This window comes from Mesorhizobium sp. M1428, assembly GCF_040317515.1.
GTDB lineage: Bacteria > Pseudomonadota > Alphaproteobacteria > Rhizobiales > Rhizobiaceae > Mesorhizobium.
Window position 1 is genome coordinate 1 of the sequence record NZ_JAMYKT010000039.1, and the last position, 12,095, is coordinate 12,095.

The window sequence follows — 12,095 nt, forward strand, 5'->3', positions numbered from 1 at the left end:
AGCCGCGACCCCGTTTTGCTCTGTGGTCGGGGGGGCTGGTTTTTTTTAAAAATCTACTGGTTTAAATTCCACCCATCGCCCCAACCCCTGGGGGCCCGGGCCCCTCCGCGCCGGCCCCCCTTTTCAATCGTGAATGACCAAGCCAGGCTTGGCCGACTGCAACGCGGTCAAATTATGCGGCCCGCGCTGCCGGCCGCTTGCCGCCGAAGCGGCGCTTGTTATTGCCCTTGAAGGGCTTGGCGCCTTCCGGCTTGCGCTCGCCTGCAAAGGCCGGCTTGTCGCCGAACCGCTTCTTGCCGAATCCGTTGTTTGCGCCGCCGGGCCGCCTGCCGTCGCGGCGGCCATTGTGGTCGTTGCGATCATTGGCCGGTTCGAAGCTGCGCTCGTTCTTCTCGGCGGGATTGCGCTGCGGATCGGGGCTGCCGAGATGGTCGGCAACGATCGGCAGCTTGGTGCGGATGATGCGCTCGACCTGACGCAGCTTGCTGTTTTCAGACGGGTCGCAGAGTGTGACGGCGATGCCGTCCATGCCGTTGCGGCCGGTGCGGCCGATGCGGTGGACATAGCTCTCCGCCTCGTCCGGCAGGTCGAAATTCACCACATGGCTGATGCCGGGCACGTCGATGCCGCGCGCCGCAATGTCGGTCGCCACGAGAATGCGCACCGAACCTTCGCGGAAATCGTTGAGCGCCTTCTGGCGGGCGTTCTGCGATTTGTTACCGTGGATGACGGCGGCCTTGAAGCCGTCGCGCTCGAGATCCTTGGTCACCCTGTCGGCGCCATGCTTGGTGCGCGAAAAGATGATGACGGACTTCATCGCCTCGTCGGCAAGCATGTTGGCCAGCACCTGGCGCTTCTGCTTGGTACGGGCAAAGACGACGCCCTGCACGATCTCGGCGGCCGCGGTGCTGTGAGGAGCGACTTCGACGCGAATCGGGTTCTTCAGCAGGCCTTTCGCCAGTTCGGCGATTTCGGCCGGCATGGTTGCCGAGAACAGCACCGTCTGACGGTCCGGCGCCGTCGCCCTGGCTATGCGCTTGACGTCGTTGATGAAGCCCATGTCGAGCATGCGGTCGCCTTCATCCAGCACCAGCCATTTGGTGTCGGCAAGCACGAGGTCGCCTTCACGCACCAGGTCGGTCAACCGGCCGGGGGTTGCGATCAGGATGTCGACGCCGGGCGCAACCTTCTTCACCTGGCTGAAGCGCGAGACGCCGCCAAGTACGAGCGCGGTCGAGACATGCGCGCCCTTGGCAAGCAGCTTGATCATCTCCTCGATCTGCACGGCGAGTTCGCGAGTCGGCGCCAGGATCAGTGCGCGGGCCGTCTTTGGCCGGCGCTTGGTGCCAAGTGCGATGATCTTCGACAGGATCGGCAGCGCGAACGCCGCGGTCTTGCCTGAGCCGGTCTGCGCGATGCCGAAAATGTCGCGGCCTTCGAGCTGCGGCGGGATCGCCTGGGCCTGGATCGGCTTCGGATCGGTAAAGCCGGCGGCATTGGTGGCCTTGAGCAGTGCGCCGGTAATTCCAAGTGCGGCGAAACCGTTCAGTTCCCCAGTGTCCTTACCGGTCCCAGTGTCCTTACCGGTCAAAGTGTTTTCATTGGTCAAAATATTCTTCTTTCATGCGGCTCCTGGCCGCAAACATCAATGGCGGCAGGGCGCAACCTGCCGTCGAAAATTGTCATGAAACGACAAGGCGGGCGGACGTTATCGTCCACACGGCTGCGCTGTCGTGCCCGCAGGCATCATGCCACGGGGCTTTTTCGCCACCTTGCCGATCTGTCGGGAAGAGGGAAAACAGACGCAACCAGTCTCATTCGTCGAGAAGGCCGGATTATCCCGGCCCAAGCGCCTATGCCGCCGCATATGGCCCAGTTCCCATCGAAATGCAAGGGGCCCGATGCTGCAGCGCAGCAAAAGCCATGAGGAAGCGGCGCTTGCGCTCTCTCGCGGGCATGATTACCACAATCCAGCTTTCCGTTTCGGGGACCGGTCATGAAGGACGTGCTGAAGGAACTCGAGCGCCGCCGCGAGATCGCCCGCATGGGCGGCGGCCAGGCCCGCATCGACGCCCAGCACAAGAAGGGCAAGCTGACCGCCCGCGAACGCATAGACGTTTTTCTCGACGAGGGCTCGTTCGAGGAGTTCGATATGTTTGTCGAGCACCGCTCGACCGACTTCGGCATGGAGAAGACCAAGATCGCCGGCGATGGCGTCGTCACCGGCTGGGGCACCGTCAATGGCCGGCCAGTGTACCTCTTTGCAAAGGACTTTACCGTGTTCGGCGGCTCGCTGTCCGAGGCCCATGCCGAAAAGGTGGTCAAGGTGCAGGAGATGGCGCTCCGCAACCGCGCGCCGATCATCGGCCTTTACGACGCCGGCGGCGCCCGCATCCAGGAAGGCGTGGCGGCGCTCGGCGGCTATGCCGAGATCTTCCAGCGCAATGTTCTAGCCTCCGGCGTCATCCCGCAGATTTCGCTGATCATGGGCCCTTGTGCCGGCGGCGACGTCTATTCGCCGGCGATGACCGACTTCATCTTCATGGTTCGCGACACCTCCTACATGTTCGTCACCGGGCCGGATGTGGTGAAGACCGTCACCAACGAGACGGTCACCGCCGAAAGCCTCGGCGGCGCTTCCGTCCACACGACGAAGTCCTCGATCGCCGACGGAGCCTACGACAATGACGTCGAGGCATTGCTACAGATGCGCCGGCTGGTCGATCTGCTGCCCGCCTCCAACACGGCGGAAATTCCCGAGATCGAATGCTACCAGTCCGTCACCGATCACGATCTGTCGCTCGACAGGCTGATCCCCGACAATGCCAACAAACCCTACGACATCAAAGAGTTGATCCTTAAAGTTGCCGACGAGGGTGACTTCTTCGAAATCCAGCAAAATTTTGCGAAAAACATCGTCACCGGCTTCGGCCGTATCGAGGGCCGCACCGTCGGCTTCGTCGCCAACCAGCCGATGGTGCTGGCCGGCGTGCTCGATTCGGATGCCAGCCGCAAGGCGGCGCGTTTCGTGCGCTTCTGCGACTGCTTCTCGATCCCGATCGTCACCTTCGTCGACGTGCCGGGCTTCCTGCCAGGCACCGCGCAGGAATATGGCGGGTTGATCAAGCACGGCGCCAAGCTTCTGTTCGCCTATGCCGAAGCGACCGTGCCAAAGATCACCGTCATCACCAGAAAGGCCTATGGCGGCGCCTATGACGTCATGGCGTCAAAGCATCTGCGAGGCGACATGAACTATGCCTGGCCGACGGCGCAGATTGCGGTGATGGGCGCCAGGGGCGCAGTCGAGATCATCTATCGCAAGGATATCGGCGACGCAGAGAAAATTGCAGCGCACACAAAAGCTTACGAGGATCGCTTCCTGTCACCCTTCGTTGCCGCCGAGCGCGGCTATGTCGACGAGGTGATCATGCCGCATTCGACCCGCCGCCGCATCGCCCGCGCGCTCAGGATGCTGCGCAACAAGGATATGCAAAACCCCTGGAAGAAGCACGATAATATTCCGCTGTGAGGGTTGATGTCGCGCCTGGTCCTCTATGTGGGAGCGCGTTTCGGCAGGTTTGCCATCCTGCTCTTTGCTCTGCCGCTGTTCTGCCCAATAGTCTTATGGTTCTGGTTGCTCGACCGGCATCCGCTCGCCATGATCGCAGCTGGCGTTGTTGCAATCCCGGCCGCGATGCTGGCCATCGTTCTGTTGATCGGGACATTGTTCGCCGGTTTTCGACCCAGCAAGGTGGACGGGATTACTCGGGAATCAGCCCCGAAATTGTGGGCTGTCTGGGAGAGTGTTGCCGGCAAACACCGCGCCAGCCGGACGACGATCGTGCTGAGCGACGATCTCAACGCTAGCATCGGTGAAGAGCGGCCGTTTCTGGGCCTGCTTGGTCGCAGGGCAATTCTCACCGTGGGCCTGCCGCTGCTCGCAGCGACCGACAAAAAGGGGTTTTCGGCGATCTTGGCCCATGAGGACGCCCATCTGAAAAATAAAGATACAAATGGCGGGCTCAACCTGGCCGAACTCGAAAAGAGCTTCGATCTAATCTTCGACTTCGCCCCACCGGGAAAAACCGTTTCGGGCAGCCTGTTCTACTGGATGCTTGGCCCGCTGTCGCGCACGCTGGAGCGCGAAGAAGTACGGTTGTCGCGGCGGGCGGAAATTGACGCTGATCGTCATGCAGCGATGTCCGGCGATGCACATGAAACGGCGCGCGCCCTGCTACTGATCGGTGCTGCCAGTGCGTTCTTCGATGAGCAAGTGTATATTCCGCTTAAACGTGAACTGCTTGGCACCATGGTACCGCCTCGTCCACCACTTGAAAGAGTTCTGGAGGCCGCCAGTCACCTGTCGAGGCTTCCCATCCTGCAAGAATATGCGCAAAAGGCCTGGGACGCGCCAGATAACGAAAGCGCGGATCATCCGCCCTGGTCCGAACGTTTGACTGCTCTTGGATTTAGCTCGGCTCCAAAGATAGAACCAGTTCTGGTTTCTGCCTTGTCGAGCCTACTGAGCGATGAGGTGGTAGCCGAACATGTCCGCCATTTCGACGGCGAATGGGCATCGAACATCGCCGACTATCTCGATCGATAGCTATCGACCTGGAACTACAGCGGCTAATGCCCAGTCGGCGGCCTACTCCTCTTCCGCCGCGCCGAACCCGGCCCCACTCGTCGCGCGGACAGCGCCCGACCATGGCGTGGCGTGATTGTCGATGCGCATCTGGAAGATAAAATAAGTCGGCGAGCAGAAGCCGATGCCCTTCACCTTGCCGATACCGGGTGTATCGGGCGGCAGCGACTGGCACATGTAATCCTCGCGGCAGAAATGGTCGGCCGAGCAGGCAGGACGATTGCCGCGGTTGAGGGCGCCGCCGAGGCACTGCTCGAAATTATTGGTCGCCACGCAGGTGTCGAATTTCTTGCCGCCAACCAGCCCGCAAATCTCGTTCGGCATCGGCTTGCCCGTCTTGAAGGCGGCAAAGCTGCGATCCCGGTCGTCGCAGCCGCGATAGGCAATACCCGCCGGCACACCGATCTTCGGCGGTCGGCAGGTATAGGCGGCGCGCGAAATGCTTGGCGCGAACGCCGCGAACTGACCGGTGATGGTATACCGGTCATTGAAAGGCTGTGCCGGGTTGCTGGCGATGGATCCCGTTAAACAGGGGTGGCCGGAAAACATGTTCTCGCTGTCCTTGGGCAGCAGGCATTGCGCCAGCTTGGTGCGCACGCCGGACGCGGTCGCCAGCTGCGTGCAGACGGTGCCGCCGCCGCACTGCCAGATCGCGCCGAAGCGGGCCGCATCGTCCGGCATGAAGCACGGCATCGCCATTTCGGCCGGCGAATAGGCGATTTCGCCGGCGTCGTTCCATGTCGCCGGCGGCGCGAAGGACAGCGGGCGGAAACGGTTCGGTTCCCTGCCGTCGGCAGTCGCGTGCAGCCAGGCGACGCGGCGCGGGATGTCGGCGTGGAGGTGCGGTGAGATGCCGACCTCGATGCGGTTGAGCGGCGAGGTCGTCTTGTCATCCAGGCCGATGAAATGGAAGCCGGCGGTCGAGCCCGCCTGGTGGCAACCCTGGCAGGCGCCGTTGTCCAGTCGCTCGACCAGCGCCTCCGGCGTGCGCACCAGCTTCAGCGCAGAGAAATCGACACCAGGGAAATCCGCGGACTGGAACAGTGGCGTGAACAGGTGGTTGGCCTGCCTCGCACTGCCGAAGGTCGACCAAGAGATGGCCTTCCTTGCCAGGAATTCGTCGGGAATTTGGTAGACGCCGAGATCGACCGCCGCGACATTGGTGCGGACATAGTCGGCAAGTCTTCCTTTCAGGGCAGCGTCTTCGGTGAGACGAGCTGTGTCGGGCGTGTTTTCCAGCGGCTTTTCGCTGACGGCCGCTCCGTTGATACCGAAAATTCGCATGAGATAGGCAGCCTGCCCGCCGAATTCGGTCTCCTGGCCGGAGGGGAAGCGCACCACTTGCGCATTGAGCTCGAGCTGCTTGAAGGTGAGCGCCGCTCTTTCCAGCGGCCCGCCGATCAGCCAGCCGGCATCGACGCTCTCGTCGAGTTGTGGTGCCCAGCGTCCGGCGACGCCGACACAACCGCCATCGGCATCCGGCGCGGCATTGTAGACGGCACTGAAATTGAACGGCAGGCGCGAGGCCAAAACCTTGCCGTTCTTCTTGAAGCTGTAGGCGAGGCGATAGATGAAGCGCACTTCGCCGCAACTCCCGTCGCCTTTCAGCGCGGCGAAGTCGCGCCGGTCGAGCCGGTTGACCACGCCGACGAGGCGGAAGCGTGCGGCCTCGGTCCTCAGCCAGCGCATGTCCATGACGCGGCCGACATTGCCGTCGGTCACCTCGTAAAGCGGCCGGCCGCCGGCCTTCATCTCGGCCCGCAACGCCGCGACGTCGCTTGCAACCGTTTCGACGATCGCGTGGTAGGCCGGAGCCTTCTCATAAAGCGTCTTCAAATCGCCCTTGCCATCGGCGCCGAAAATGCCGGCGAAGCCAAAGCCCTTGGCATCGAGAGCAGCAAGGATCGCTGGATCATCGACGATGGTCACCGGCTGCTCAGCTGCATTCGCCGACAGTGTCGCCAAAGCGGCCATGACGAGCGTGGTGAAAAGGAGTGCAATGCGTCTCATCGAAGGTCCGGCTGGCTTTCGATCAATTCCCGCAGCACTGGCACCAGAGCCGACGGTAGATCCTCGGCGATCAAGCCGGGCCCGAAACGACGGCCGGCCTCGGCGTGGATCCAGACCGCCGCGCAGGCCGCCTGGAAGGCCGCCATGCCTTGCGCCAGCAATCCGGCCGCGATCCCCGACAGAACATCACCTGAGCCAGCCGTGGCTAGCCACGGCGCACCGTTGGCATTGATCGCGGCCCTGCCGTCGGGTGCCGCGATCACGGTGTCGGCACCCTTGTAGACGATGACTGCATTCGCAAGCTTGGAAGCCACTCGCGCTTTGGTCAGTTTGGAGCTTTTCTTGTCGCTGGCGATGTCCGGAAACAATCGGCCAAACTCTCCTTCGTGCGGCGTCATAATTAATGGTGGCGCTCCGACACGGCCTGCCGCCTCGAATAACATTGCAGGCTCGTCGCGAAACGCGGTGATACCATCGGCGTCGAGCACAATGCCACCCAAATCGATTCTGCGTTGCCTGTCATAAAGACTGTCTTGTGCTAGCAACCGCAAGGTAAAGTCGCGGGCCTTGTCGCCAATGCCAAATCCGGGGCCGAGCACATATGCCGATGGCCGGCGCTCGCTTACGAACTCGTCGATATCTGCAATTGTGTCGGTCTTGCGCAACATGATCGACGTCAAATGCGCGGCGTTCACCTGCATGGCACTCCCTGGCGAAAGGACGGTCGCTGCCCCCGCCCCAATCCGAGTTGCAGCCAGAGCTGACAGCCGCGCGGCCCCAGTGGACCTCGGCCCGCCAGAAAAGACAGCAACATGGCCACGCTTGTATTTATGCGAATCGACAGCCGTTCTCGGGAAGTACCATCGCAGCCAAAGTTCCGGTGTGTTCTCGAACGCCGTGACCTTGAGCTGATCGATGATCCCATCCGGAATGCCGATATCGGCGACGATGATCTCGCCGCACACGCTGCGCCCCGGCATTAGAAGATGGCCGGGCTTTTTTCGCACGAAAGTCACCGTCACAGCGGCGGCGAAATACCCACTCATCTGCCCAGTCTCGCCCGATACGCCCGAGGGCAAATCGATCGACACGACTGGCACTTGCTCCGCTCCGCTAATCCCAGAAGCAGCCTGAGCGTAAGGAGAAAGGTTCTTCGAGAGTCCGGCCCCATAAAGCGCGTCGACGACAACCTCGCCTGCCGTAGGATGAAAATCATTCAGATGGTTCACCGGCAGGTTGCAGGCCTCGGAAGCCAGCGCCGCGTCGCTTCCGGGTTTTTGCTTGCCTTCCGCCCAAACCGCTACATTGAGGCCCGCCTCGGCCAGCAGCTGCGCCACGACATAACCATCGCCGCCATTGTTGCCGGGGCCGCACAGGACATGGACGCGCCTCGCTTGGGGATAGCGGGCCAGGACCACGGCAGCAACCGCTTCGCCGGCGCGCCGCATGAGGCCGAAGCCATCGAGTGGCCCGGCCGCGATCGCCAGCCGATCGGCCTCGGCCATCTCCGCCGGAGACAAAAGTTCGTTGCTCATGGAATATCAGGCGACATGCACATCATCTGCCGAAGCATTGTCCAGTTTTTGATCCGACGCAAACTACGAAGGTTGTGAAACACATTGGCAATGCCCGGAGCGGCGAGTCGCAGGTCCACAGCTGCCCATGAAATATCCGATCTGCCCATTTTTTGTGCGGACGACGGGGCCAGCGGTGTGTAGGCTCGCGGCGTTCATGGCGCATCCGACGCAGGGAATGACGCGAATGCACATTCCCGCGCAGCATGGTATCCAAATCATGTGAGCCCACCCGGCACCCCATCAATTGGCACAGTTCGTGCTTGATTGAGGCGCAAGCGGGGCTCACAACCCGTCTTTTTTGGCAGTGGAGGCCACTTTTACATGAAAAAGATCGAAGCGATCATCAAGCCGTTCAAGCTAGACGAAGTGAAGGAAGCGCTTCAGGAGGCCGGACTGCAAGGCATCACCGTTACCGAGGCCAAAGGGTTTGGCCGCCAGAAGGGCCATACCGAGCTTTATCGCGGCGCCGAATATGTCGTCGACTTCCTGCCGAAGGTAAAAATCGAAGTCGTGCTCGGCGACGATGCGGTCGAAGCCGCGATCGAAGCCATCCGCAAGGCGGCCCAGACCGGCCGTATCGGCGACGGCAAGATCTTCGTCTCGAACATCGAGGAAGTGGTGCGCATCCGCACCGGCGAAACCGGCATGGACGCCGTCTGAATTTTCCCGTTAAAAGGCCACGTTCAAACGTCATCACATAGGGAAGCAGGGACATGACGACAGCCAAAGACATCATGAAGCAGATCAAAGACAACGACGTGAAGTTCGTTGATCTGCGCTTCACCGATCCGAAGGGCAAACTGCAGCACGTTACGATGGATGTCGTCGAGGTCGAGGAAGACATGTTTGCCGATGGCGTCATGTTCGACGGTTCCTCGATCGCCGGCTGGAAGGCAATCAACGAGTCCGACATGGTGCTGATGCCAGATGCGGATACGGTGCATATGGACCCGTTCTTCGCCCAGTCGACCATGGTCATCCTGTGCGACATTCTCGATCCGATCTCGGGAGAATCCTACAACCGCGACCCGCGCGGCACCGCCAAGAAGGCCGAGGCCTACATGAAGGCCGAAGGCATCGGCGACCAGATCTTCGTCGGTCCTGAAGCCGAGTTCTTTGTGTTCGACGACGTCAAGTACAAGGCCGATCCCTACAACACCGGCTTCAGGCTGGATTCCACCGAACTGCCGTCCAATGACGACACCGACTACGAGACCGGCAATCTCGGTCACCGGCCGCGCATCAAGGGCGGCTATTTCCCGGTGCCGCCGATCGATTCGGCACAGGACATGCGCTCGGAAATGCTCACCGTGCTCGCAGAAATGGGCGTGCGCGTTGAAAAGCACCACCACGAAGTGGCCGCCGCCCAGCACGAGCTCGGCATCAAGTTCGACACGCTGGTCCGCAACGCCGACAAGATGCTGATCTACAAATATGTCGTGCACCAGGTCGCCAACGCGTACGGCAAGACGGCCACTTTCATGCCGAAGCCGGTGTTCGGCGACAACGGCTCGGGCATGCACGTCCACCAGTCGATCTGGAAGGAAGGCAAGCCGACTTTCGCGGGCAACGAATATGCCGGGCTGTCCGAGAGCTGCCTGTTCTACATCGGTGGTATCATCAAACATGCCAAGGCGATCAACGCCTTCACCAACCCGCTGACCAATTCCTACAAGCGCCTGGTGCCGGGCTATGAAGCGCCGGTGCTGCTCGCCTATTCGGCACGCAACCGCTCGGCATCGTGCCGCATTCCGTTCGGCTCGTCGCCGAAATCCAAGCGCGTCGAGGTCCGCTTCCCCGATCCCGGCGCGAACCCCTATCTTGCCTTCGCCGCCATGCTGATGGCCGGCCTCGACGGCATCAAGAACAAGATCCACCCGGGACAGCCGATGGACAAGGATCTCTACGACCTGCCGCCGAAGGAATTGAAGAAGATCCCGACCGTCTGCGGCTCGCTGCGCGAAGCCCTGCAGAGCCTCGATAAGGACCGCGGCTTCCTTAAGGCCGGCGGCGTTTTCGACGACGACCAGATCGACAGCTATATCGAGCTCAAGATGGCCGAGGTGATGCGCTTCGAAATGACCCCACATCCGGTCGAGTACGATATGTATTACTCGGTGTGATCCGGAACCTTATAGTCACATAGAAAAACCCCGGCGGAGACGCCGGGGTTTTTTCTATGCGATGGCGATGGGAAAGAAGCTCACGGCGCAGACACCCGAGGTCCGCGCCGTGAACGCATTCTCAAGCCGCGGCCGAAACCTCGGCGCTGGTCGGGACGGAGGCGATCGTCTTCAATATCTGCGAGGCGATCTGGTAGGGGTCGCCCTGCGAGTTCGGACGGCGATCCTCGAGATAGCCCTTGTAGCCGTTGTTGATGAAGGAATGCGGCACGCGGATCGAAGCGCCGCGGTCGGCGATGCCGTAGCTGAACCTGTTCCACGGCGCGGTCTCGTGCTTGCCGGTCAAACGCTTGTCGTTGTCCGGCCCATAGACGGCGATGTGATCCATCAGGTTTTTGTCGAAGGCTGCCATCAGCGCCTCGAAATAGCCCTTGCCGCCGACTTCGCGCATATAGGCGGTCGAGAAGTTGGCATGCATGCCGGAGCCGTTCCAATCGGTGTCGCCGAGCGGCTTGCAGTGATATTCGATGTCGATGCCGTACTTCTCGGTCAGGCGCTGCAACAGATAGCGCGCCATCCACATCTGGTCGGCGGCTTTCTTGGAGCCCTTGCCGAAGATCTGGAATTCCCACTGGCCTTTGGCCACCTCGGCGTTGATGCCTTCATGGTTGATGCCGGCGGCAAGGCAAAGGTCGAGATGCTCCTCGACGATCTGCCTGGCGACGGAGCCGACATTGCTGTAGCCGACGCCGGTGTAGTACGGGCCTTGCGGCGCCGGATAGCCACTCTCGGGGAAGCCGAGCGGACGGCCGTCCTTGTAGAAGAAATATTCCTGCTCGAAGCCGAACCAGGCGCCCTCGTCGTCGAGAATGGTGGCGCGCTTGTTGGACGCATGCGGCGTCACGCCGTCCGGCATCATGACCTCACACATGACGAGCGCGCCATTGGTGCGGGCGGGATCCGGATAGACGGCGACCGGCTTCAAAACGCAGTCGGAGCTGTGGCCCTCGGCCTGCATGGTCGAAGAACCGTCGAAGCCCCACAGCGGAAGCTGGTCGAGTGTCGGAAACTCGGCATAGTCCTTGACCTGCGTCTTTCCGCGAAGATTGGGAACCGGGGTGTATCCATCGAGCCAAATGTACTCGAGCTTGTATTTCGTCATTCTAGCCTCTCGTTGCTTGATCACCGAACCCTGGATGGCGCCGGGGCGAGCCGGCCTATCCAGCAGCCGACCTGCCGAATTAATAAAATGCAATTCGTGTGCCATTCTGGCTGGCGAACGGTGCGGCAAAAGTGAGGTCGCATCGGCGCAAAATTGCTGGGCAGCTGCAATGGTGCGCCCGGATCGCTCACAGGCATAGTTTGCATAAATAATGTGCATCTACTGGTCTTTTTATGATCATGTTGCCTAATTCGATTGCGGAACCTATCTTGAGGGAAGGTTGAATCGGCAAGGTTGTGCCGAAGAAAGGAAACCGACAATGGAAATCACTTCCACTCGTCAGTCGGCCAAAATCCTGATGTTCCCGGTGGCAGCGCGCGCGTCTGCCTCAAATTTAAGCGGAAAGGCTAAGTTCGCGGCAGAACTTGCTTCGTTGCGCAACCGCACGGATTTCGGAAGTGCCTGGTATCATGAAGCAGCGATCGAGGAAGCGAACCAGGATCGGAAGAGCTAAGCCCTTGCCTTCCATGCACTCGATAATTTGAAAAAGCCCGGCGCGATCACTCGCGCCGGGCTTT

The 12,095-nt window shown here is 61.0% G+C and carries 9 protein-coding genes; 5 read left to right on the top strand and 4 right to left on the bottom strand.

What is annotated here, in order from left to right; all coding sequences use genetic code 11:
* Positions 1-172 precede the first annotated feature (172 nt).
* Entirely contained in the window at positions 173-1,609 is a 1,437-nt protein-coding gene (locus NKG60_RS29975; RefSeq protein ID WP_352670755.1) for a DEAD/DEAH box helicase, read from the bottom strand.
* Positions 1,610-1,996: 387 nt separating this feature from the next.
* On the opposite strand from NKG60_RS29975, the gene NKG60_RS29980 reads away from it, so the two are divergent.
* A complete protein-coding gene (locus NKG60_RS29980) occupies positions 1,997-3,529 on the top strand; it encodes an acyl-CoA carboxylase subunit beta (RefSeq protein ID WP_352670757.1) in 1,533 nt (510 codons plus the stop codon).
* A gap of 6 nt (positions 3,530-3,535) precedes the next feature.
* Positions 3,536-4,606, top strand: coding sequence for a M48 family metallopeptidase (locus NKG60_RS29985; RefSeq protein WP_352670760.1), 1,071 nt, complete (start codon positions 3,536-3,538; stop codon positions 4,604-4,606).
* Positions 4,607-4,648: 42 nt separating this feature from the next.
* On the opposite strand, the gene NKG60_RS29990 is transcribed toward NKG60_RS29985, so the two are convergent.
* Positions 4,649-6,655 carry a hypothetical protein gene (locus tag NKG60_RS29990; protein WP_352869465.1) on the bottom strand — a complete coding sequence of 669 codons (2,007 nt, stop codon included), beginning with the start codon at positions 6,653-6,655 and terminating at the stop codon, positions 4,649-4,651.
* Positions 6,652-8,190, bottom strand: coding sequence for an NAD(P)H-hydrate dehydratase (locus NKG60_RS29995; RefSeq protein ID WP_352670765.1), 1,539 nt, complete (start codon positions 8,188-8,190; stop codon positions 6,652-6,654). The genes NKG60_RS29990 and NKG60_RS29995 overlap by 4 nt, the downstream gene beginning before the upstream one ends.
* A gap of 363 nt (positions 8,191-8,553) precedes the next feature.
* On the opposite strand from NKG60_RS29995, the gene NKG60_RS30000 reads away from it, so the two are divergent.
* Together NKG60_RS30000 and glnA are read left to right on the top strand one after the other, a co-directional pair.
* Positions 8,554-8,892: a P-II family nitrogen regulator gene (locus NKG60_RS30000; protein ID WP_019857988.1), complete on the top strand. Its 339-nt coding sequence runs from the start codon at positions 8,554-8,556 to the stop codon at positions 8,890-8,892.
* Positions 8,893-8,945: 53 nt separating this feature from the next.
* Positions 8,946-10,355: a type I glutamate--ammonia ligase gene (gene glnA / locus NKG60_RS30005; RefSeq protein ID WP_254817166.1), complete on the top strand. Its 1,410-nt coding sequence runs from the start codon at positions 8,946-8,948 to the stop codon at positions 10,353-10,355.
* 121 nt (positions 10,356-10,476) lie between these two features.
* On the opposite strand, the gene NKG60_RS30010 is transcribed toward glnA, so the two are convergent.
* Positions 10,477-11,517, bottom strand: coding sequence for a glutamine synthetase beta-grasp domain-containing protein (locus NKG60_RS30010; RefSeq protein ID WP_254817165.1), 1,041 nt, complete (start codon positions 11,515-11,517; stop codon positions 10,477-10,479).
* Between the two features lie 319 nt (positions 11,518-11,836).
* On the opposite strand from NKG60_RS30010, the gene NKG60_RS30015 reads away from it, so the two are divergent.
* Positions 11,837-12,031 (top strand): DUF2735 domain-containing protein, encoded by a 195-nt coding sequence (locus NKG60_RS30015; RefSeq protein ID WP_352451032.1) that lies wholly within the window; start codon positions 11,837-11,839, stop codon positions 12,029-12,031.
* The last annotated feature ends 64 nt before the right edge of the window (positions 12,032-12,095 follow it).